Origin of the sequence: Aquiflexum gelatinilyticum (genome assembly GCF_024741135.1) — a bacterium.
Taxonomy (GTDB): Bacteria; Bacteroidota; Bacteroidia; order Cytophagales; family Cyclobacteriaceae; genus Cognataquiflexum; species Cognataquiflexum gelatinilyticum.
The window spans coordinates 162,019-183,676 of sequence record NZ_JANSUY010000013.1 but is presented as its reverse complement, the minus strand read 5'-3'; the positions used below and the strand labels follow the sequence as shown (position 1 = coordinate 183,676).

General features: G+C 41.1%; 22 protein-coding genes. 16 read left to right on the top strand and 6 right to left on the bottom strand.

Going from position 1 to position 21,658, the window contains the following annotated elements; translation table 11 throughout:
• Nucleotides 1–2: 2 nt before the first annotated feature.
• Complete coding sequence (locus tag NU887_RS14580; protein WP_258424115.1) at nt 3–449, bottom strand: hypothetical protein; 447 nt, start codon at nt 447–449, stop codon at nt 3–5.
• A 188-nt stretch (nt 450–637) separates the two neighbouring features.
• Between NU887_RS14580 and NU887_RS14575 the strand changes: the two genes are divergently transcribed.
• The 5 genes from NU887_RS14575 to NU887_RS14555 all read left to right on the top strand — a co-directional run bounded on the left by NU887_RS14575 (nt 638) and on the right by NU887_RS14555 (nt 4,653).
• Nucleotides 638–2,395 (top strand): MutS-related protein, encoded by a 1,758-nt coding sequence (locus tag NU887_RS14575; RefSeq protein WP_258424114.1) that lies wholly within the window; start codon nt 638–640, stop codon nt 2,393–2,395.
• A gap of 71 nt (nt 2,396–2,466) precedes the next feature.
• Nucleotides 2,467–2,619 (top strand): lmo0937 family membrane protein, encoded by a 153-nt coding sequence (locus NU887_RS14570; RefSeq protein ID WP_258424113.1) that lies wholly within the window; start codon nt 2,467–2,469, stop codon nt 2,617–2,619.
• A gap of 117 nt (nt 2,620–2,736) precedes the next feature.
• Entirely contained in the window at nt 2,737–3,876 is a 1,140-nt protein-coding gene (locus NU887_RS14565; protein WP_258424112.1) for a 5-(carboxyamino)imidazole ribonucleotide synthase, read from the top strand.
• Nucleotides 3,877–3,879: 3 nt separating this feature from the next.
• The gene (gene purE / locus NU887_RS14560; RefSeq protein ID WP_258424111.1) at nt 3,880–4,386 is read left to right on the top strand and encodes a 5-(carboxyamino)imidazole ribonucleotide mutase; all 507 of its coding nucleotides are present in this window, start codon (nt 3,880–3,882) and stop codon (nt 4,384–4,386) included.
• A gap of 117 nt (nt 4,387–4,503) precedes the next feature.
• A complete protein-coding gene (locus tag NU887_RS14555; RefSeq protein ID WP_258424110.1) occupies nt 4,504–4,653 on the top strand; it encodes a hypothetical protein in 150 nt (49 codons plus the stop codon).
• On the opposite strand, the gene NU887_RS14550 is transcribed toward NU887_RS14555, so the two are convergent.
• Complete coding sequence (locus tag NU887_RS14550) at nt 4,650–5,120, bottom strand: hypothetical protein (RefSeq protein ID WP_338081008.1); 471 nt, start codon at nt 5,118–5,120, stop codon at nt 4,650–4,652. The genes NU887_RS14555 and NU887_RS14550 overlap by 4 nt on opposite strands.
• An 87-nt stretch (nt 5,121–5,207) precedes the next feature.
• Complete coding sequence (locus NU887_RS14545; RefSeq protein WP_258424109.1) at nt 5,208–5,564, bottom strand: DUF3127 domain-containing protein; 357 nt, start codon at nt 5,562–5,564, stop codon at nt 5,208–5,210.
• 410 nt (nt 5,565–5,974) lie between these two features.
• Between NU887_RS14545 and NU887_RS14540 the strand changes: the two genes are divergently transcribed.
• Both NU887_RS14540 and NU887_RS14535 read left to right on the top strand, forming a co-directional pair.
• Nucleotides 5,975–6,577 (top strand): RNA polymerase sigma factor, encoded by a 603-nt coding sequence (locus NU887_RS14540; RefSeq protein WP_113926049.1) that lies wholly within the window; start codon nt 5,975–5,977, stop codon nt 6,575–6,577.
• Nucleotides 6,552–6,785 (top strand): hypothetical protein, encoded by a 234-nt coding sequence (locus NU887_RS14535; protein WP_113926050.1) that lies wholly within the window; start codon nt 6,552–6,554, stop codon nt 6,783–6,785. Before NU887_RS14540 ends, NU887_RS14535 begins: the two co-directional genes overlap by 26 nt.
• Before the next feature lie 89 nt (nt 6,786–6,874).
• Here NU887_RS14535 and NU887_RS14530 read toward each other — a convergent pair whose 3' ends face one another.
• Entirely contained in the window at nt 6,875–7,192 is a 318-nt protein-coding gene (locus tag NU887_RS14530) for a TfoX/Sxy family protein (RefSeq protein ID WP_258424108.1), read from the bottom strand.
• 51 nt (nt 7,193–7,243) lie between these two features.
• Nucleotides 7,244–8,122, bottom strand: coding sequence for an alpha/beta hydrolase (locus NU887_RS14525; protein ID WP_258424107.1), 879 nt, complete (start codon nt 8,120–8,122; stop codon nt 7,244–7,246).
• 278 nt (nt 8,123–8,400) lie between these two features.
• Here NU887_RS14525 and nth point away from each other — a divergent pair, with 278 nt between their 5' ends.
• The 3 genes from nth to NU887_RS14510 are packed head-to-tail and all read left to right on the top strand — an operon-like array spanning nt 8,401 to nt 12,095.
• Entirely contained in the window at nt 8,401–9,087 is a 687-nt protein-coding gene (gene nth, locus NU887_RS14520; RefSeq protein WP_258424106.1) for an endonuclease III, read from the top strand.
• Nucleotides 9,088–10,875, top strand: a complete 1,788-nt coding sequence (gene asnB, locus NU887_RS14515; protein ID WP_258424105.1) for an asparagine synthase (glutamine-hydrolyzing) — start codon at nt 9,088–9,090, stop codon at nt 10,873–10,875.
• Nucleotides 10,872–12,095 (top strand): glycosyltransferase family 4 protein, encoded by a 1,224-nt coding sequence (locus NU887_RS14510; protein ID WP_258424104.1) that lies wholly within the window; start codon nt 10,872–10,874, stop codon nt 12,093–12,095. Before asnB ends, NU887_RS14510 begins: the two co-directional genes overlap by 4 nt.
• Here NU887_RS14510 and gldB read toward each other — a convergent pair.
• Nucleotides 12,064–13,068 carry a gliding motility lipoprotein GldB gene (gldB, locus tag NU887_RS14505; protein ID WP_258424103.1) on the bottom strand — a complete coding sequence of 335 codons (1,005 nt, stop codon included), beginning with the start codon at nt 13,066–13,068 and terminating at the stop codon, nt 12,064–12,066. The genes NU887_RS14510 and gldB overlap by 32 nt on opposite strands.
• Before the next feature lie 225 nt (nt 13,069–13,293).
• Here gldB and NU887_RS14500 point away from each other — a divergent pair, with 225 nt between their 5' ends.
• The 6 genes from NU887_RS14500 to NU887_RS14475 all read left to right on the top strand — a co-directional run bounded on the left by NU887_RS14500 (nt 13,294) and on the right by NU887_RS14475 (nt 21,655).
• Nucleotides 13,294–14,241, top strand: a complete 948-nt coding sequence (locus NU887_RS14500; protein WP_258424102.1) for a fasciclin domain-containing protein — start codon at nt 13,294–13,296, stop codon at nt 14,239–14,241.
• 122 nt (nt 14,242–14,363) lie between these two features.
• Nucleotides 14,364–15,368 carry a radical SAM/SPASM domain-containing protein gene (locus NU887_RS14495; protein WP_258424101.1) on the top strand — a complete coding sequence of 335 codons (1,005 nt, stop codon included), beginning with the start codon at nt 14,364–14,366 and terminating at the stop codon, nt 15,366–15,368.
• A gap of 162 nt (nt 15,369–15,530) precedes the next feature.
• Entirely contained in the window at nt 15,531–18,146 is a 2,616-nt protein-coding gene (locus tag NU887_RS14490) for an SLBB domain-containing protein (protein WP_420839771.1), read from the top strand.
• A gap of 4 nt (nt 18,147–18,150) precedes the next feature.
• Nucleotides 18,151–19,218, top strand: coding sequence for a GumC domain-containing protein (locus NU887_RS14485; protein WP_258424100.1), 1,068 nt, complete (start codon nt 18,151–18,153; stop codon nt 19,216–19,218).
• 19 nt (nt 19,219–19,237) lie between these two features.
• Entirely contained in the window at nt 19,238–20,536 is a 1,299-nt protein-coding gene (locus tag NU887_RS14480) for an oligosaccharide flippase family protein (RefSeq protein ID WP_258424099.1), read from the top strand.
• Between the two features lie 183 nt (nt 20,537–20,719).
• Complete coding sequence (locus NU887_RS14475; RefSeq protein ID WP_258424098.1) at nt 20,720–21,655, top strand: glycosyltransferase family 2 protein; 936 nt, start codon at nt 20,720–20,722, stop codon at nt 21,653–21,655.
• Nucleotides 21,656–21,658: the final 3 nt, after the last annotated feature.

The window sequence follows — 21,658 nt, the reverse complement described above, 5'->3', positions numbered from 1 at the left end:
CTTTAATTTGAAATTTCCGCATCCAAAAGGATGAAATTCAATTCGTCGATATCCGAATCGTTGAGTTTAAGTTTTCCTTTGATGGTTATGATTTCGTCCACATTGATTCTTTTGGTAGGTTTTTTCTTGAGGTATGCTACCACGATGCTTTCAGGTCCTGCTCCACCGCAAAAGAAACATTCTGCATTGGGGAATTTTGATAAAACAGCATAATTGGAAGTGACCATATCCAATGGAATGTAAAAACCAGTCACCGAGACTTCTTTCCCCTCCATTGCTTTCAACTCATCCGGAAAAATCGGATATAGGAAATACATCCCAAATTCCCTGTTCAGCTTTTCCACAAACCTTGTTTTGGTAAACATGCCCCACATATCCAAAGGCTTCTGCTGCGCACTTGCTCCGACCACCAAAATGACCAAGGCCACAATCATCAATTTTTTCATCATCCTGTTTTTGTGCTCTAAATGTAAGAAGACTCCGGGGTTACCGGAGTCGTCTGTCAACCACCATTATTCTAATGAAGAGAACAATACAAGAATAATATGGTTCAAAGGTAGAGATTTTCATCTTAAATGCAACAATATTGCAAATATAAATTTTTAGCCCACGGAGATTCTTTTGGTATCTTTAGGCCATGGATATTGCATACGTTTCGCAGGATATTTTGGATTTGCTTGCCAAAGCAAAAAGAAAAGGGATCGTACTTTCTTTGGTCAGGTTGTCAGTTTTTTTTGTGATGGCTGCAGCTTTTATTGTTGGCGTTACGGACAAGCCGTTATTTCTAATGCTGTTTTTGCTGTCACTGGCAGGGTTCATCTACCTGATTTTATTGTTCAACCAAAACCGGGATGAAACTGCTTTTTTGACCGAATTGGCCAAAATGGAAGAGGAGAAAGTGAAAAGATCCTCTCGAAGCCTTCAGGGATTTGATGCCGGAGCCGAATTCATAGACAAAGCCCATCCTTTTACCAGTGACCTTGATATTTTTGGAAGCCATTCTTTGTTCCAATTGTTCAACCACACCGTCAATATGGGAGGAAAAGCAAAGTTGGCTTCTTGGCTTCAGTCCCAAATGAATCCTGAACTCGCCACCCAAAGGTCCGGTGCAGTCCGGGAACTGAGCCGGCAGCCTAAGTTTGTTTCTGATTTTGAAGCAACCGGCAGGGCATTTATCAAAGAAGAAAAGTCCAAAGCAGGTTTTTATACATGGCTCAGGCAACCTGGAAGCTGGCGGTCTTTTTACTATTTACCCCTGGTACTTGGGCCGATAGGTGGAAGTATCCTGCTTTTTTTGGCAGCAGTGGGAATGATTCCTCCTGTGTGGATTGGGGCATGGATCGTTTTGGGTATCTTTTCCCTGACATTGGTTTTCAAACCACTTCAGGAAGCATCCAAAGTTTTTCCAAATCAAGGAGATATCAAGTCTTTTGGAAAATGGGCTTTGATGATTGAGAAATCTGACTTTACCGATCCGTATTTGAATTCACTTAAAGAACCTATCAAAAATGATAGTTTTGTTGCTTCTGAAGTTTTGAAATCCTTGGAACAAAAGGCTTTTATGATACAAAACAGGGCTAACTTGATGTTTGTGATTTTCAACCTGGTTTTTTGGATAGACTTTTTCCTCATTTGGAGAGCGGAAATCTGGCGGAAGAAATTCGGAAAACATATCGCTGATTGGGAAGAAGTATTTGATACTTGGCAAGCCTTGGTTTCCTTGGCTTCATTTACCTATGAAGAACAAAATCTTTCTTCTCCTACCTGGTCAAGGGAAAAAATCATTGAAGCAAAAAACCTAAGGCACCCTCTTATCCCCAAAGACAAGGCTGTGGGTAATGATTTTTCATTGGCTGAAAATACCAAAACCATACTCCTCACAGGATCAAACATGTCCGGGAAAACAACATTTATGCGCACCTTGGGGATCAATATGGTCATGGTAAATGTTGGGTTGAGTCCAATGGCTGAGGCCTTTATCCTCGGGCCATTTCAGTTGTTTACCAGCATGCGAAATGCTGATAACCTAGGAGAGAGTGTCAGTTCATTTTATGCTGAGCTTGCAAGGATTAAACAACTTTTGTCCAAAGCTGAAGCTGGGGGAACTGTTTTTTTTCTCTTGGATGAAATTCTTAAAGGAACCAATACTGCAGATAGAATTATGGGAAGCGAAGCCTTGATCAGGCAACTAGCCGCAAGCAATTGTAAGGGAATCATTTCAACCCATGACATAGAGCTCAGCCAACTTGATAGCAGTTTTTCATTCCTTGTCAACAAGAGTTTTCACAGTGAAATAATGGATGACAAAATCCATTTTGATTACAAACTCAAACCCGGTCCCTGCCCTAGTTTCAATGCCCACAAATTGATGGAGTTGATGGGTATTAAGTTCTAAACAATAAGGTTGTGGCACGATAGTTGATTTATTGGCCTATAAATCAATTATTTAACTAAACCAAGAAAGCCATGAGTTCTCTATTGTATTTAATTGCTGTGATTTTGATCATTGGATGGATCTTCGGATTCTTTGTGTACAGTGCTGGAGGATTGATCCACGTTCTGCTTGTTTTGGCCGTTGTTGCGATTCTTCTGAGATTAATTGGAGGAAGGTCAGTTTAACCTTATATTTTATTCAAACCATATGAAGCCCCTTTACTGGGGCTTTTGCTATTTTGAATATTCTGATTTCGGATACCCGCATTTTTAACTTATTTTTGGGCTTTCAACAGTCCATACGTGCAACAGAATTATCAGCAAAAAACTTTGGGGATTTTAGGTGGAGGACAACTTGGCCGTATGGTCATCCAATCCGCCATCAGTTATAATATCGATATCCATATTTTGGATCCAGATCCAAATGCCCCTTGCAAATCTATTTGTCAGAAATTTGTAAATGGTAGCCTTAATGATTTTGATACGGTGTATTCTTTTGGTCAAGAATGTGACACCATCACAATAGAGATCGAAAATGTCAATACCGAAGCCCTTCAAAAATTGGCGGATGAGGGCAAAGACGTTTTTCCGCAACCCCATATCATCAAAATGATTCAAGATAAAAGGTTGCAAAAACAGTTTTACAAAGAAAAAGGAATACCAACAGCTGATTTTATCTTGACTGAGGACAAGGCGGATGTGATCAGAAATGCTTTTTTTCTTCCTGCGGTCAACAAGCTTGGGAGAGAAGGCTATGATGGTCGAGGCGTGCAGATCCTCAGGGAAGAAAGTGATCTCGAAAGGGCTTTTGAAGCTCCGGGATTATTGGAAAAGTTGATTGACTTTGAAAAGGAAATAGCAGTGATAGTCGCCAAAAACCCAAATGGTGAAATCAAAGCATTTCCGGTAGTGGAATGTGCTTTTCACCCGACGGCTAATCTTGTTGAGTTTCTCTTTTCTCCTGCGCAGGTCAGTGATGATATTGAACAAAAAGCACAACAGATAGCCATTCAGGTTATCGAAGAATTGGGAATGATCGGGATATTGGCAGTGGAGATGTTTGTCACCAAATCCGGAGAAATCCTTGTCAATGAAATAGCGCCTCGCCCTCATAACAGCGGGCACCATACGATTGAAGCAAATTTTACTTCACAGTTTGAGCAACATTTCCGTGCTGTCATGGGTATGCCCTTGGGCAATACAGATACCCGATGCCCTGCCGCCATGGTCAATCTGCTTGGGGAAGAAGGATATACAGGCGATGCTTATGTGGAAGGAATGGACGAGGCCTTGTCCCAAAAAGGCGTCTATGTACATCTTTATGGCAAAAAAACGACCAAGCCTTTTAGAAAAATGGGCCACGTCACCATCCTTGACAATGAGGTTGAAAAATTGAAAAAAAGAGCTTTGCATATAAAAGAAATGATCAAAGTAAAAGCCTAACATATGAAAATTCAGGTAGGGATAATTATGGGAAGCAAGTCCGACTTGCCCATCATGTCGGAAGCGGCATTGGTATTGGAAGAGCTTGGAGTTGGGTATGAACTAACCGTGGTGTCAGCCCATAGAACTCCTGACAGAATGGTAGATTATGCCAAAAGTGCAAAAGATAGAGGGCTCAAAGTCATCATCGCAGGTGCAGGAGGTGCCGCCCACTTGCCGGGCATGGTAGCCTCACTGACCACTTTGCCGGTGATAGGTGTTCCTGTCAAATCCTCCAATTCCATAGATGGATGGGACAGCATCCTTTCTATACTTCAAATGCCGGCTGGAATTCCTGTAGCCACGGTTGCATTAAATGGTGGTAGAAATGCCGGAATATTGGCAGCTTCCATGATCGGGGCCTTTTCTGAAGAAATTTCCAAGAACCTTTTGGCTTTCAAAGAGTCATTAAAAGAAAAAGTGGAAAAATCAGCTGAAGAAATTGAAACCAATGGTTGGAAGCTTACGTAAAAACTATTGGCTTATAAATTAAAGTTTACTAGTTTGATTGAAAGAGCGGGTTTATGTAAGCCCGCTTTTTTGTTTTTTTTCTTGTTGAAAAATCCCTCCTCTGACAGTCAATTTAACATGAATCTAAAGAGAATTATACACTTTAAAATCGGCTCAGAACAATGGGAAATGCCCCTTGGGGTCATGCTTTTGGTTGGGGCAATCACTTTGATCCTGATGCTTGGCGGGGCTTATTTAGGTTTCAGATTTGGGCAAAGTCTCCATTAGTCAATAAAAAGTCCCCAGCCATCATCATATTTTTCGGCAGAATCAAAACCCTTTACCCAATCTTTGAACATTATTTTGAATTCTTCAATAGCGTCGCGCAGAAGTTGTAGATGTTCTTCCGCATGTGTTCCCTCCAAAGCCAATTGGTAAGTCATGGAATTAAGGCTTCGCGCGTGGATTTTCATGATGGTGGCATTTTCCATTTTTAGGATAAAATCATTGACACCTTCAGCACCGGTAAATTTGGCGGGAATCAACATAGCACTTTCCATCATCAAGCTGCCGTATAATTCTGCCCTCGCCTCGTCAAGAGAACCCACTAAAGCACTTGTCAGTTTGTAAATCTCCATTCCCTTGATTTTGAGAGGATGGTTATTGATCCTGTCATGTTCTTTTTTGAATTCTTCCTCATCTCCTGCATCCCAAGAATTATTTTCATCATCGTCTTCCCACATGGTATTTTGCATTAATTTTTTAAAATATAACCAAAAAAAATTTGTCCCAAACTTCGGCTTTGAGACAAATTATATGTGATTCAATAAAAGAGTAAACCCTTAAAATGGCAATACATCGTCTCCGCTGTCATCGGCAAAAGTAGTGACATCAGGGATTGATTTTGTGGCAGGTGATTCTTTGGCTTTTTGTGCAACACCCTTTTCCACTTTCCAAACTTTGACATCCGTATACCACCTGCCATTGTATTCCCTGCTTTCGAGGTCCACCGAGGCTGTGACTTCGTCACCGACCTTAAGGGCAAACTGATCAATGTTGTCACCCCAAATCACCATACATACTTTTTTTGGGTATTGTCCCGGTTGCTCTACGATATATTCTCTTTTTCTCCAAGTGCCTTTTGTGGAGGACCCGCTTGCCTCAGGCATGATTTGAACTACTTTTCCGCTTATTTCCATAAATTTTGTTAGTATTGAAAACCGAAGTTAATAAATTTCGATAGGTAAAAATAGCTTTCGCCCTGACCTATATCCTTAAATTCTTTCATTTTTTGGATTTCTTTCAAAAACAGGCCTGAGTTTTGCAACATTATACTAAACCTCGGAGTATATGCGTTTAAGAAATATCCATACAGGAGAATTTTTAGATGATCACCTGCTCAAATTCCAAATTAAATTTCAGTTTTTTGATGATAAAGTGCAAATAGTTTGATATTGACTGATTTTTGTGAAATTATTAAATAAAAAAAATCCTGTATCTATTGCATCACACAAAGTGATTCTTTACATTTGATTACAATATTTTAATTGTTTCACCCTCTAATATATACTATGGCATAAACCTCTACGTTATTTTAAAGTCAATTTGTATGAATGAAAGGACAAGTCCTAAAGATGCCGAGTTGATCGCGCAGTACAGAAGTGGAAGCGAGGCAGCATTTGAAAAGTTAGTAAATAAATACAAATCGAGGGTTTATACCACCATTTACCTGATAGTCAAAGACCAAGGCGTCGCCGAAGATTTGCTTCAGGATGTATTTGTAAAAGTGGTTCATACCCTAAGTGCTGACGGTTATAACGAAGAGGGAAAATTTCAGCCATGGTTGATGCGCATCGCGCATAATTTAGCCATTGATTTCTTCAGAAAACGGAAGCGCTATCCCACCATCGTGATGGAAGATGGGATGGATGTCTTCAATACGCTGAGATTTGCTGAGGAAACCATCGAAGATGTCAAAGTCAAGGAAGATACCGTGGAGTTGGTACGGAGACTGATAGATGAGCTTCCCGAATCACAAAAACAGGTGCTGATCATGAGGCACTATATGGATTTGAGTTTTCAGGAAATCGCAGAACAGACAGGTGTCAGTATCAATACGGCGCTTGGAAGGATGCGGTATGCATTGATAAACATGAGGAAAAAACTAAAACAATTAAACGTTGCCTATGACAAAATCTTTTACCCCAAATGACCTGTTAAGATATATCTATCAGGAAATGAGTGAGGGTGAAAATGAGTTGGTTGTGCAGGCCCTGCGCAGTGATGATCACTTGATGCAGGACTATTTAGACATGCTGAGCACGCTTGACCAATTGAATCAACTCATTCTTACACCTTCGGAAAAAGTAGTAAAGAGCATTCTTCGGAAAGCCAATTCTACCGGTCTCGAAAAAGTCTGAACCTATCGAACAGAAAAAAGGTAACCTGAAGGCGAAAAGCTTTCAGGTTTTTTTTGTTGTATTTGATTCAAAATTCTAAATGAAGATTATTATTTTTTTGGTTTTGGATCAGGTAATTCCTTCAAGGAAATCCGGACTAATTGACTTAACCATTCTCCATCTTCAATTTTGTCTTCAATTAAAAAACTTGGTTTTGCTCCTTTATAGGGGGGAGCTTCAACAATATTTCCAATGAATTCTCGTCCGGATTCGGTTGGTTTTATGAAAAGTCTATTGTCGCAAATCAGTCCGAATAATTTCCCGTCGGAATAAACCCCATATTCTCCAAACATTTTTTTGGCAGATATTTCACCTGCATTTTTGATCTGGTGGATGACGAAGTCTACAAATTTTTGATCCGAAGGCATATGTTTTGAAAAGAAATTAAAGGTAGAATTTTAGCCCGCTTTTTAAGATACTCACTCCAAAACCCCATCCAAAAATACCTGGGCCTTAGCGATTAGGTCTTGGTAAGTTTCGGTAGTGAAGCCATGACCTTGGCCTTGGATATATTCCACCAAGTGTGGGACATTCGTGGCAACCAGGGCGTCTTCTAGAATTTCACTTTGCGAAATGGGGACGACGGTGTCTATATTTCCATGAAAAAATACTGTCGGGACGGAATTGGGAGTGACGAATCCCAAAGGGCTTGAATCGGCATAGATTACCGGTTTGGCGGTAGGATTTCCTCCAAGTAGGTTGTCAAAGAGCAGTTGGGTAAATAGGTTGAAGCCATAGAAACTTACAAGTTCCGTAGGCGGAAAAAAGGCCACAACAGCTTTGACCAGACCATTTTGGTTGTTTTTGTAGCTGTGCAACAATGCCAAATGTCCTCCGGCACTTCCACCGGAAAGGATGACTTCATCGCTGACATCCCATGTCGACAATTGGGACTGGATATAAGCAATAGCATTTTTGATGTCGTCTTCCTGTGAAGGGAATTTGTTAGATCCGTTTGAAATGTTGAAAAGCCTGTAATTGATCGCGATGTAAGCATAGTCATCCTGTACGGCTTCAAGCCAGGGTTTGAACTGAACAAACTCATCTTTGTCGCCGTCTACCCATCCGCCACCATGGATCCATACAAAAACTTTGGTGCTGTTTTGGCTTCTGTTTGCCGGCAAAAATATATCCATCGCCTGTCTTACATCCGAACCATAAGGAGTATCGATCAACTCTGCAGCCACCATTGGGTCTAAAGGAGCCATTCCGGGCTCTTCCTTTTCGGTACAGGAAAGGATTAAAAAAAAGCTCAAAAAAAGCACAGATGAAAACCTGAAAACAAATGCCTTAACCATAATTTTTTCTTTATTTGATCTCTGATACAACGAAAGTTAACAATTCTTGTTTTAGGAATGGTAATATGGTAATTAAGTTATAAGCCGATTATTGATGACTTCAAATAGGATTTATATAGGAAAACGGGACAATTGATTCCATTTGATATCCATTGTATCTAGCCAATTAGATAACTCCAAATTCCAATGATGATCATTATCAATTTCCAAAGAGATCAATTATATCAATACCCTGGCATCCAAAAATACCATTCAATGAGATTTACTTTTAAAATAGAATGTTAAGAAAAGAACGTTACGCCGCAGTTATAGACCACTTTGCTACGCACATGCCGATCGCGGAGACAGAACTTGTTTTCGAGAACCCCTATCAGCTTTTGGTTTCCGTGGTCCTGAGTGCGCAGTGCACCGACAAGCGAGTCAACATGACCACACCCTCAATATTCAGGGATTTTCCTACTCCGGCGCATTTGGCAACCACTGATTTTGACACGCTTTTCCCCTATATCCGCAGCATTTCTTATCCTAACAATAAGACCAAACACCTCATAGGATTGGGGAAAATGCTGACGGAAGAATTTGGAGGAGAGGTTCCTTCCACCGTGGAGGAACTTGTCAAGCTTCCCGGTGTAGGACGCAAAACTGCCAATGTCATCACCTCCGTAGTCTGGAACCAACCCAATATGGCCGTTGACACGCATGTTTTCAGAGTTTCCAAGCGCTTGGGTTTGGTCAATCAAAATGCAAAGACGCCGCTGGAAGTGGAAAAGCAGTTGATCAAAAATATCCCAAAGAAATACGTCCACATTGCCCATCATTGGTTGATTTTGCATGGCCGGTATGTTTGCCTGGCGAGAAGTCCCAAATGTTTGGAGTGCAATATCACCCATCTTTGCAGGTATTTTGAAAAAAATAAAGAGGACATCCTGAACAAAGACGCTTTACCCCTTAAAAGGAAAAAATAAATGTGTGGAATCCATGTTCTCATCCAACCTGAATCCGATGGCCTAGCCGCCATCCAAAAGATGATGCATGCGACCGAACACCGTGGACCGGATTTTTCTGGTTTCTGTAAAGTAGAAGCGAATATATTTTTTGCGGCCAACAGGTTAAAAATCCAAGACCTTAGTGAGTCTTCCAATCAACCGATTTGGAATAAAGACAAATCGTCGGTCTTGGTATGGAACGGTGAAATCTATAATTATCCCGAATTGAAAGAAATCCTTGTCAAACGGGGATACCATTTGGATACAGGTTCAGATTCTATCGTCTTGTTACGTTGGCTGATGGCTTTTGGAAAAGAAGGAATCCAACAACTCAAAGGCATGTTTGCATTTGTCTTCGCCGATCTGGGCAAAAAGGAGATTTTGGTCAGCCGGGATATTTCGGGAGAGAAACCTCTTTATTTTCACCAACATGGAAATTTCTGGATATTTTCCTCAGAGACCAAAGGGATTTTGGCAGGGTTGCAACATCCATCCAAAATCGACAAAACCCAATTTCTACCCTATTTCTATTACAGGCACAGTATGCCGGACAGGTCATTTTTTGATGAAGTGAATCAGGTTTTGCCGGGGGAGATAATCAGAATGGATTTGGATGGGCAAATTATCCAAAGAGAGAAAATGGTTTTGGAACCAAACCAAAAATATGAAACCTCCCAAAATAAATTTGAAGAAATACTCAAAGAAGCTGTTTCCAAAAGTTTAGCTGCCAAAAGGCCTGTCGGAATGGTACTCAGCGGAGGTGCAGACAGCAGTCTTCTGTATGCAGTTGCATATGAACTCACCGGGCAAAAATCCCCAACCTACACAGTGGCTTTGGAAAGTAAGTTGCAAACCAAATACAATGACCCTCATTTTGTCAGGATTTTCAACCAACAATATTCTTCCGAAAACAGAGAAATCCGGGTGAATAAAGCAACGGTAATGGAAAATTGGGATGCCTACATCCAATCCATCGACCAACCTATCGGAGACAGCGCAGGGTTTTTGACCTGGTTGGTAGCCAAGGAGGCCAAAGAAGAAGTCAAAGTTCTGATCTCAGGTGCGGGTGCGGATGAACTTTTTGCCGGATACAACAGGCATCGGGCTTTTCGGCATTACCTGAATCATCCCGCATTGTTGAGGCAGATTGCCACCTTTTCAGATCTCCCATTTCCCGGGTATCTGAAAAAATTGCTACAAAGCATTTCCAAAAATCCTGAGGACACATTTATCCAAATGGCCGCAGTGGAGAAAATCCCTGAGGCATATCTAGGCATTTTCAGACCTTGGTATCCCAAAAGCGAATTTGATTTCAAGAATGCTTTGGATTGGGACAGGACTTTCTATCTCGTCAATGACATTCTAAAAATCCACGACAACGCCTGCATGGCACATGGCATTGAAGGACGTGCACCTTATTTAAATTCTGAGTTACTGGAATTTGCTCTTTCTCAAACAGTGGAAGAATTATTGCAAAGCAAAGGAAAAGTCTTCATCAAGGAAGCCTTGAGGAAACGTGGCCTGGGGCAGATTGCAGACCGGAAGAAACTTGGATTTGGTTTACCTCTGCAGGAATGGATGGAGGAAAATGATTTTAGGGAATGGGTTTTTGAACCCATCCGACAGCTATCAAAAGACCGGGGGGAATGTTTTACCCCCGAAATGCTTAAATTTACAGCACAGCTCGAAAAAGCAGAAAAGAGACATTTCCTATTGGTTTGGAACCTGTTTATCCTTGCAGGTTGGCTGAGTAAGTTTCCAAAATGAAGATCATTTATATCCATCAGTATTTTGTCACGCCTTCTCAGGGAGGGGGAACCCGCTCATACCACTTGGCCAAAGGCATGGTAGAGGCGGGTATCGAGGTGGAGATGATTACGTCACACTCTGAAAACTATTATGATTTCAAGCTCATTGACGGGATCAAGGTACACTACCTTCCCGTGTCCTACCGTCAGGAATATGGGTTTTTGAAGAGAATTTGGGCATTTTCCGCTTTTGTGGACCAGGCAAAAAAGCTACTTCTCAAATTGCCGCGGCCTGATTTTTTATACATTACCTCGACTCCTTTGACTACCGGATGGATTGGGTTGTGGGCCAAAAAGAAGCTGGCAATACCTTTCTTTTTTGAAGTAAGGGATCTTTGGCCAGATGCCCCGATTCAGGTAGGCGTCATCCAAAATCCTGTCTTGAAGAAAATTCTCTACAGTCTCGAATCCAAGATTTACAGGCATGCTTTTAAGGTGATAGCCCTTTCTCCCGGCATCGCCAATTCCATCCGGGAAAAGTGTGACACCTGCAAAATCCACCTGATACCCAATTTTGCAGACACTGATTTTTTCCATCCGATGGAGAAAAAGGAATCATTTCTCCAAAAATTTGGCCTCAAACCGACCTTTACTATCGCCTACGCAGGCGCTATCGGTCAGGTCAATGCTGTCGATGAAATGCTGATTTTGGCCAAAAAGGCACAAGATAAAGGAAGGGATTACCAGTTTGCCGTAATGGGAAAAGGCGCCAAGTCTGAAGATTTGCTACGCAAGGCAAAGAACTTGGGACTTCACAATTTTTTCTATTTCCCATTTGGAAGCAAGGAAGAAGTCCGTCAGCTTTTGGCGGTTTCGGACTTAGCAATGGTCACTTTTGCCCACCTTCCGGTACTGAAAACAAACAGTCCCAATAAGTTTTTTGATGCCCTGGCAGCAGGAAAGGGAATCATCGTCAACCATAAAGGATGGGTGTACCAATTGGTAAAAGAGTATAATTTGGGAATTTATTTCAATTTTGAAAATCCCGAAGATGCTTTTGAAAAGTTGGAAAAAATGGCTTCAAATCCGAAACTGATTCAGGAAACCCAAAAAAATTCCCGTCAATTGGCAGAAAAGTATTTTTCAAAAGAAATTGCCATTCAACGATTATTGGCTCTAATCAATCCTGATAAATTCGGTAAGGATTTCAGGGACGAGGTTTATATCCTGACAGCTTAAAGATTTTTTCTGTGTCGGATTCCTCCATCAATTCCCTCAGCTGGACATCATTGTTGAACTGGTAGTCATCCACAATATTCCATCCAAGCCATCTTCCGACACGTCCCGGAGCGTCAGGACTGATTTCGACAGTGGATGGGGCTTCACCCGTATATTTTCTGATTTCAAAGGGATTGGTTTCGAATAGCAGGTCATTTTCCACAAAATAAGACCAAATCAAAACCTCATTGTCGAAGCAGGCAGCAACTTCTTCACTGGAGTAGCCTATAATATACTCATCAGGGGTGCAGGGCAAGATGGCTTTTGTAAAATGGTAAGCTTTGCCGTAATAAATCATTTCGGCTACCAAAGAATTTTGCTTCAGGTCAGTTTTGTTGTACACAGAAGAAATCGCCGTCACGATCATCGGGACAATGTACTTTGCCTCGTACCTTTTTGCGATATATTCAGGCAAGTCAGGTGCCTGAAAGCGATGGTCGGCCGGAAGAAAATAATCCAATCCGATCACGATCATTTCCTCATCGATATACAAGTCTGAACTGAAACCACTGACAAAAGTGTAAACCTTTGGTACTTTAAACTCCGGAAAATAATGTTTGATGTATTTGAAGGCGTTTGTAAGGTCTGTTTCCAAACCCTTGATGTCAGGGTAGTGAATCATCACTTCGTCAAAAAGTTCACGCATCAGGGTATCCCGATGGGTTGCGAGAAGTTCGGCAGCCAATTGTTCTTTGGAAGGATAGGTATCTGCCAATAAATATTTTTCTGCGAAATAGGGATGGTTTTCAAACAAATAAGAGAATTCCTCAGCCTTTGATGCCGAAAAGAAATCCCTTTCAAGCCTGACGATGTTCAGACCGATATCGGCTTTCAGGATATCTTCATCTAACTGGCATTCCTCCTTTTCTTTTTTGCAGGAAGTAAAAAGTGTGATTAGGATCAGAAATGCAGTAGAAAGGATTCGATTTTTCATAAGAATGGCATGCAGAAATAGAATTTGGCCAAATCTACAAGGAATCTTAAAATTATTGATTGATTTTTTGGTAAAGTCAAAACTGACAAAATTTATGAAATGAGTTTTTAGTCACAAAAATCTTATGTTCATACACAAAAACAAGCCGAAAGTATTAATTAAGATAACATTCATTGAATTGAGTGGTTTTGAGGATACTTAATTAACACTTAACCAACAAAATCTATGAAAACTATCAGATCAAAATGGTCTTTATTGACCTTATCCATGGTGTTTTTGACACTTGTGCTTTTTTCCTCCTGCAATGAGGAGGAGACACCTACCCCAGATCCAAATATTGTGGAGGTAGCTTCTGCAAATAACAATTTTTCTACCCTTGTGACTGCTGTACAGACTGCAGGTTTGGTACCTACCCTTTCGGGAACGGGTCCATTCACGGTATTTGCACCTACAAATGAGGCCTTCAACAGGTTTTTAACTGAGAATGGATTGACTGCTGATCAACTTTTGGCTTCCGATGGACTTAGTGAGACATTAACATATCACGTCGTGGGAGCATCTGTCCCTTCCACTTCGGTCACTGCAGGCAAAGTGACGACAGTTTCCGGTGATCCTTTTTATGTAAGTATCGCGCCAAACAACGAAATTTGGATCAACGGAAATACAAAAATCACCGCAACCGATGTGCCGGCTTCCAATGGCATCATTCACGTTTTGGACAATGTGATTACCCCACCGACACAGAATATTGCTGAAATTGCAATCGCTTCTACTACTGCCGCACAACCTGAGTTTACGCAATTGGTAGCAGCGTTAGTAAGGGCAAATCTTGCCGGAGCATTTCAAGGTGGATTTGACGATGATTTTACAGTTTTTGCGCCTACAGATGCAGCTTTCCAAGATCTCTACACTACTTTGGGGGTAGCAGGAGTAGATCAGATTCCATTGGAAACTTTGACAGCAGTATTGCAATACCATGTAGTACCAGCAAGGGCTTTCTCTCAGGATTTGAGACAAGGTGCTTCTTTGCCGACTTTATTGACCGGACAAAACCTGACTGTTAATCTTTCTGATTTGAAAATCAATGACTCCGGACTTGTTGCAGCTGCTTTGAACATTCACGCTACCAATGGTGTAATCCATGTAATCGATAAGGTATTATTGCCGGAATAATTGCTGCAAATTATCTGTTCCGGTTATAAATTTGTAGGATCCATTCAGAATTAAAACTCATAGAAGTGCCGGGAAAGACCGGCACTTTTTTTTTACTGGGTATTTTTTGATTATTTCAATCCGTGGAAAACAAACTTCACTTGGGAAGAGCTTTAATGAAATACATGAGTTTCAAAAAACTCAGCAATTACATCATGCTTTTTACCTCGTACCATGTAAGCCGAATTACCGGCAAACCAAGAATTTGGGGTTTCCCGACCACACTTTCCATTGAGCCTACCACTAGTTGTAACCTCCGTTGCCCCGAATGCCCAAGTGGATTAAGGAGTTTTTCGCGACCTACAGGAATGATAGAAGAGCGGCTGTTTCAGACCATCATTGACCAATCCAAGGATTACCTGACTTACCTCCATATTTATTTTCAGGGGGAACCCTTTCTTCATCCCGGATTTTTGAAGATGGTTTCTTATGCAGACAATAACCGGGTTTTCACCTCCACATCTACCAATGCCCACTATTTAAGTGAAAAAAATGTAGCAGCCATTTTTGACTCAGGCTTAAAGCAGCTGATCGTTTCTATGGATGGAATCACCCAAGAAATCTATGAGGATTATAGGATCGGAGGCAATCTGGAAAAGGTGAAAAAAGGTCTTTGCTTGTTACTCGAAAAAAGAAAAGAATCAAAACTGCTTTTCCCAAGGATTGTGCTTCAATTCCTAGTGACCGGAAAAAATGAACATCAGATTCCGGCTTTGAAGTCATGGGCCAAAGAAATCGGGGTGGATGAATTACAACTCAAGACCACCCAAATCTATGATTATCAAAACGGATCGCCTTTGATTCCAACCGATCATAGGTATTCCCGCTATCTTCCCAAAGGTGATGGGACATGGAAACTCAAAAAGCAAATTGAAAATAAATGTTGGCGGATGTGGCAAGGTGCTGTATTTACTTGGGATGGCAGGATGTTGCCTTGCTGTTTTGATAAAGATGGTCAACATGTAATGGGAAAAATTGAAAATAAAGGGATTAAGGAAATCTGGAGGAATGAAAATTATGCGGGATTCCGCAGACAATTGTTGGAAGACAGATCCCAAATCGACATCTGCAAAAACTGTACAGAGTAATTGCCATAGGCCTAATTTAATTGCCATGATATTTCTTTACTGCATGGAATAGTTATCTTTACGCAGATTTTACCCTGTTTAATTTAGAATATACCCTAGGTTGATAAGATGTATTTTAGCATCTATGACCAAGTAGCCAATCAGATGACACACCAATTCCTCATGTATTTTCAGAAAAGATTATATTTAAAAAAAGCTTTAGGGTTATTTTTTATTGCGATTGCACTGCTTTTTGCCATTCCAAGTATCGTCCAAGCCCAATCCATGGCTGACCTCAGCACCATCAAGGTAGATGACCTTTCTGATGCCCAAATTCAGGAACTTATCCGCAGGGCCAATGAAGCCGGTCTGACGGAGTTTGAGCTGATCCAAATGGCAAGACTTCGAGGTGTGTCAGAGGTGGAACTGGAAAAACTTCGTGGCAGAATTGAGAAAATGGAATTTTCCGGTTCTGGAGGAAGGCCAGGTGCCACCCCATCGAAAAGGGAACCTAGGAGACAAAATGATCTCAATGAAATTACCGAAGGACTGTTTAAGGACCAGGATGATCTTGGGATTTTCTCTGAAGAACCCTCTCCTTACTTCGGTGGGGATATCTTTTACAACAAAAAGAGGAGACTGAGTTTTGAACCAAATCTCAATGTCGCAACGCCAAAGAATTATGTCCTTGGACCTGGTGACCTGATATATATAGATGTGTATGGACAATCCGAAAAATATTATGAAGCTACCATAAGTTCTGATGGGTTTATTCTTTTGGACAATGTGGGGCCGGTGGGCCTTTCAGGCAAATCAATAGAGGACGCTGCCATTATCATCAAAAACCGGCTTTCCAATTTTTATACCGGAATGACAGGCCCCAATCCCAATACTTTTATGCAGGTTACCCTTGGGAATGTCAGGACAATCAAAGTACACCTGGTAGGGGAAGTGAGGTTGCCGGGAACATTTACACTTAGCGCTTTTTCCACGGTATTCAATGCATTGTATGCTGCCGGTGGACCTAATGACAACGGTACAATGCGGAAAGTGAAAATTGTAAGGGATGGTAAAATTGTCTCTACCGTTGATATTTATGATTTTTTGGTCAATGGAAACGCCAATTTAAACTTCCAGTTGAAAGATCAGGATGTAGTCATGGTGGATCCTTTTTTGTCAAGAGTCAGCGTTTTGGGTGAAGTAAAGAGACCCAAAATATTTGAGGTGAAAGAAGGCGAGACCTTTGAAGATTTATTGAAATATGCAGGTGGATTCACGGACCTGGCTTTCAAGGACCGTGTCAATGTCATCAGAATTACGGGAAAAGAAAAAGCTGTATCAGATATATTCAATGAGCAGTTTTCAATTTTCACCGTCAAAGGTGGAGATGAATATACAGTTGGCAAAGTTTTGAACCGATTTGCAAACAGGGTGCAGATCAAAGGTGCAGTTTTTAGAGAGGGTAACTTCTCACTTACAGAGGGGCTAACCCTTTCGCAACTGATCAAGAATGCTGACGGTATCCGGGGAGAGGCTTACCTCGAAAGGGCGAGTATTTTGAGAACATTTGATGACCTCACTACCTCTGTGATTTCTGTCAATCTTCGTGGAATCCTTGAAGGAACAACGGCTGACATTCCTCTTCAAAGAGAGGATGTTGTCAGGATTTCCAGTATTTATGATATTCAGGAGGAATTTTATGTGCAGGTGACCGGAGAGGTTAAAAATCCCGGCACTTATCCATTTTCAAAACAAATGACTGCTGAAGACTTAATTATTTTGGCAGGAGGCTTGCGAGAATCCGCCAATGTAAATGATGTCGAAATCGCCCGAAGGTCTGCTACAGCAGAGTCAGGGACTTTTTCAGAATTAATTCCCATCAAAATCAACATAGGCTTGGATATTCAGGAAAATCCTGTCATTCTTCAGCCTTATGACAATGTAGTAGTCAGGAGAAAGCCGAATTTTACGCTTAATAAACAGGTACAGATAGAAGGTCAGGTGAATTCGCCGGGTATATTTTCAGTTCAGTCGGCTGAAGAAAGAATTTCTGATGTCATCAATAGGGCAGGGGGATTGACACCCTATGCCTATACCAAGGGCGCTACTTTGATCCGAAGGACGGAGTTTTTTGATACAGAATCTGAGCAACTCAGAAGACAGAGAAACCTCCAAGACCTACAGCAGAAACTACAACGGGATCCCAACAATACTGAAGCACAGGAATTGCTGTTGCAGCGATTATTTCTCGAAATCGGGAATGTGGACCTCGGTACTTCGGAAGGAGCCATTGCTGCCCAATCCAAAAAAGAGGCCATCACCGGAATTTCAGAAACCAAAGCTGACCTTGCACCGCTCAGGATAAGGCAGACTGAGGCAGTTGCCATTGACCTGGAGGAAATTCTTAAAAACCCGGGTTCTGACAAGGATCTTATTCTTGAAGAAGGAGATGTCATCTCTATACCGAGACAATTACAAACAGTGAGACTAAGAGGCGATGTGGTCTATCCTGCGACAGTAAGGTTTGAGAAGGAAAAGGGAACAAAATTCTATATCAACAGGGCAGGGGGTTTTGATATCCGGGCCAACAGAAAAAGAACATATGTGGTTTATGCCAATGGTGAAGTGGCGCGGACCAAGAGCTTTTTGGGACTCAGGTCTTATCCTGCCGTTGCTCCCGGTGCCGAAGTGATCGTGCCTACCAAAGGACCTAGAGTTCCGGTCAGGCCCGGCGAAATCGTAGGAATAGCAACCGCCCTTGCGACCCTTGCATTGGTAATCACCCAACTCACTCCTTGATAATATGAATGGACAGCAACATATTTTGGATGATAAGATTACATTAAAAGAAGTAATTCTCAATGTTCGTGGGTGGATATCTTTCTTCCTTGGACAATGGAAATTTTTCCTTTTGGCAGCAACAGTCGGGATTGTATTGGGAGCCTTGGTATCTATCTTCAAGAAGCCGGTTTATCATGCAGAGACGACTTTTGTTTTGGAAGAATCAGATATGGGCGGTATGGGGCAGGTTTCAGGGCTTGCCTCATTGCTCGGGATCAATTTGGGATCAATGAGCGGTCCTTCAGGGATTTTTCAGGGCGAAAATATCATGGAGCTCTACAAATCTGATAACATGTTGGGCAAAACACTCCTAAGCCCCTTTGATGAAAATACCCTTCTGATAGATAGATTTATTGAATTCAATGAACTTGACAAAAAATGGAAAAGTAAAGTAGATTTGGCAAGCCTCAATTTTTCCATTCCTAGGGAAAACTTTTCGGTGACCCAAGATTCCGTGGTCAAAGAAATATCCAAGCTAATCCGGGAAAAACATCTGGTGGTGGAAAAACCCAACCGCAAATTGAGCATCATCTATGTTACCATCAATTCTAAAGATGAAGCTTTTGCCAAGGTCTTCAATGAATCCATGGTAGAAAGGGTAAATAATTTTTACCTCGAAACTAAGACCAAAAAAACTGCGGAAAACCTGACCATCCTGCAAACCCAAGCTGACAGCGTCAGGGCAGTATTGGATGAAAATCTCATGGAATACGCAAATATGGCTGACAGGATTCCCTTTCCAAATGCACTCATCCAGAGTGCTACCGTGGATAGCCGCAAAAAACAAGTGGACATTCAGGCGGCCTCAGCGGTTTTTGCTGAGATTACCAAAAACCTCGAAATCGCCAAAGTCAACCACCGCAACAATTCCCCTTTGATACAGATCATAGATTCCCCGAGATTCCCGCTCAAAAGCACAAGAATCAAGATTCTGAAGGGAACCGTTTTCGGGGCGGCTATGATGGTCTTTGTGGCGATGGTTTTCTTATATTTCAGAAGATTATACCGCCTTCATATCGAAGAAAGTTGAATTTCCATCATGTTATGATATGATAGAGAAAATCACTTCCCATACTTTTACCGGCCTGTTTAAAAATAAATCGATTCAGAATTTTATTTTTTTGATCACCATTCAAGCTTCCAATATTGTTATCACGCTCATCTCCATGCCGCTGTTGATACAGTCCATTGGTGTGGATGGTTTTGGATTGGTCAATCTTTCTCTTTCAGTAATAATCCTTGCAAATATTTTGGTGGGGTTTGGATATAACCTCAGTGGACCCAGAGAAGTCGCCCTTCTCCAAAATGACAAAGAATCCCTTTCTCATGTAGTTTCCAATGTTGTTTTCAGTAAAGTTTTGATGGCATTGTTAGCCACCATAGGATTAATTGTGGCAGTTTTTGGACTGAATATGTTCAAAGAGTATCAATGGATACTACTCTTTTCTGTGTTGCTTTTATTTTCTGAAGCCACCCTCCCTTTATGGTTTTTTCAGGGAATGGAAAAAATGAAATTGATTTCCATCGCAAATGTATTCAGCAAGTTGCTTTACTTGATGGGGATTGTTCTTTTCATTCATGCCCCTGATTCTGCCAAATGGGTCAATTTCATAATGGGTGCATCAGGTTTGGGGGTCAATATCCTGCTTCTGCTCTACATCCACTATATGCTGGAGATCAGATTTTACAAACCAAAATTTCTCCAGCTTTTTGCTTCTCTCAAGGACAATGGCCTGCTTTTTCTGTCCAATATCGCAACCCATATTTCCGTACATGGTGGACTGATTATCCTGAGTTTTTTTTCAGTAGCTGAGGTATTGGGGATGTTCAGTTTGGCAGAAAGGATATCGATGGTCCTGCGGATGTTTCCTTCGATGGTGATCCATTCCATTTATCCCAACACGTCCAAACTATTGAAGGATGACATTCGACAGTTTGTCTTGTTTTTGAGAAAAGCCTATTTCGGGACAATGATAGCAGCCTTGATAATCTCCTTATTTACTTTTGCCATGGCCCCTTTTATCATTGAGTTATTGGCTAAAACCCGATTGGAAGAATCCGTCACCTACCTCAGAATTTTGGCTTTTATACCGCTTCTTGCCTGTCTCAATATTGCCAATGTGGTCATGTTTTTGGGAAGGGACCAAAAAGAGTTGATGTTTCGGTCATCCTGGATTTTACTGCTATATATGCTTCCTGCATGCCTTTCGCTTACTTATCTTTTCGGGGGAATGGGATTGTGTTATGGGTTACTTTCTACTGAGTTGGTAGTTTTGTTAATATGTACCATTCTTAATCTTCTCAAAAACAGGGACCTGATGAATGCTTTTTGGAAAAGTAAATATTGAAACTAACAGGCAATTGGAGATGAAAATTTACTTGTTTCAAAGTTGATTTTGGCTTAAAGAGTCGTCCAAAAACCCACTTTTTGTAGCATCGGAGTTGGATTGGATTAGAGAATAGAAAATCCCGACAGAAAACCTTAATTTTGATGTTTCAAAAGGTACCCAACAGGAATCAACCATAAAATATTGGATTCACTTCATTTTTCCACGAACCCTTATTCCCAAGCAAAGATTGCTGTCATCATCATTAATTGGAATGGCTATGCTTTGACGAAGGCGTGTTTGGAATCTTTACGAGAAGTAACTTACAATCAATTCGTTTCAATTTTGGTTGATAATGGTTCCGAAGATGGTTCTGGTAAAAAACTGAAAGAAGAATTCCCTGAAATTCAACTTTTGCAAAGTCATCAAAACCTTGGGTTTACCGGAGGAAACAATCTTGGTATACAGTGGGCATTGGATCATTCTTTTGAATATGTGCTTTTGCTGAATAACGACACAGTCGTCGAGCCTGATTTTTTTCAGCCTTTGGTTTCTTTTTTGGATCAGAATCTTGACTATGGAGCGGCCCAACCAAAGATCATGTTTGAAAAGGAGCGGGACAAAATCTGGAATGCCGGAGGGGGATATTTCAAATGGCTAGGCATGAGTTGGTCAGTAGGGATAGGAAAAGAAGACCAGGGACAATTTGATAAGGAAATGGACACGCCCTGGATCACAGGCTGTGCCATGATGGTAAGATCGGCCGTGATAAATAAGTCAGGAATGTTGGATGAAAGATTTTTTGCTTACTATGAAGATGTGGAATGGTCACTGAGGATTCAAAAAAACGGATATAAACTGAGGTATATTCCCAAATCTAAAATTTATCATGTCGCAGGGGGATCATCAAAAAATGTCAAAACCAAGGAAGGAGTTGTTCCACCCATAATTCATTTTTATAGGACGAGAAACCATCTGTTTTTAATCCGAAAACATGCAAATCCACTCTCCTTTGTATTAAGTTTGCTGTACCAAACCGCAAAAAACGCTGCTTTCATTATTTACCTGGCTTTTAATGGGAGGTTCCAAAAAGTAAAAGCAATTTTAAAAGGACATTTTGAAGGTCTTTTTGCCAAATGAAAT

What these genes read in the sequence shown, in the direction of transcription:
- NU887_RS14555 (WP_258424110.1), top strand. Translation starts at nt 4,504, where the DNA reads ATGAATCTAAAGAGAATTATACACTTTAAAATCGGCTCAGAACAATGG.
- NU887_RS14535 (WP_113926050.1), top strand. Translation starts at nt 6,552, where the DNA reads ATGACAAAATCTTTTACCCCAAATGACCTGTTAAGATATATCTATCAG.
- NU887_RS14570 (WP_258424113.1), top strand. Translation starts at nt 2,467, where the DNA reads ATGAGTTCTCTATTGTATTTAATTGCTGTGATTTTGATCATTGGATGG.
- NU887_RS14480 (WP_258424099.1), top strand. Translation starts at nt 19,238, where the DNA reads ATGATAGAGAAAATCACTTCCCATACTTTTACCGGCCTGTTTAAAAAT.
- NU887_RS14485 (WP_258424100.1), top strand. Translation starts at nt 18,151, where the DNA reads ATGAATGGACAGCAACATATTTTGGATGATAAGATTACATTAAAAGAA.
- NU887_RS14545 (WP_258424109.1), bottom strand. Translation starts at nt 5,564, where the DNA reads ATGGAAATAAGCGGAAAAGTAGTTCAAATCATGCCTGAGGCAAGCGGG.
- NU887_RS14540 (WP_113926049.1), top strand. Translation starts at nt 5,975, where the DNA reads ATGAATGAAAGGACAAGTCCTAAAGATGCCGAGTTGATCGCGCAGTAC.
- nth (WP_258424106.1), top strand. Translation starts at nt 8,401, where the DNA reads ATGTTAAGAAAAGAACGTTACGCCGCAGTTATAGACCACTTTGCTACG.
- NU887_RS14580 (WP_258424115.1), bottom strand. Translation starts at nt 449, where the DNA reads ATGATGAAAAAATTGATGATTGTGGCCTTGGTCATTTTGGTGGTCGGA.
- NU887_RS14525 (WP_258424107.1), bottom strand. Translation starts at nt 8,122, where the DNA reads ATGGTTAAGGCATTTGTTTTCAGGTTTTCATCTGTGCTTTTTTTGAGC.
- purE (WP_258424111.1), top strand. Translation starts at nt 3,880, where the DNA reads ATGAAAATTCAGGTAGGGATAATTATGGGAAGCAAGTCCGACTTGCCC.
- NU887_RS14500 (WP_258424102.1), top strand. Translation starts at nt 13,294, where the DNA reads ATGAAAACTATCAGATCAAAATGGTCTTTATTGACCTTATCCATGGTG.
- NU887_RS14575 (WP_258424114.1), top strand. Translation starts at nt 638, where the DNA reads ATGGATATTGCATACGTTTCGCAGGATATTTTGGATTTGCTTGCCAAA.
- NU887_RS14490 (WP_420839771.1), top strand. Translation starts at nt 15,531, where the DNA reads ATGTATTTTCAGAAAAGATTATATTTAAAAAAAGCTTTAGGGTTATTT.
- asnB (WP_258424105.1), top strand. Translation starts at nt 9,088, where the DNA reads ATGTGTGGAATCCATGTTCTCATCCAACCTGAATCCGATGGCCTAGCC.
- NU887_RS14510 (WP_258424104.1), top strand. Translation starts at nt 10,872, where the DNA reads ATGAAGATCATTTATATCCATCAGTATTTTGTCACGCCTTCTCAGGGA.
- gldB (WP_258424103.1), bottom strand. Translation starts at nt 13,068, where the DNA reads ATGAAAAATCGAATCCTTTCTACTGCATTTCTGATCCTAATCACACTT.
- NU887_RS14530 (WP_258424108.1), bottom strand. Translation starts at nt 7,192, where the DNA reads ATGCCTTCGGATCAAAAATTTGTAGACTTCGTCATCCACCAGATCAAA.
- NU887_RS14550 (WP_338081008.1), bottom strand. Translation starts at nt 5,120, where the DNA reads ATGCAAAATACCATGTGGGAAGACGATGATGAAAATAATTCTTGGGAT.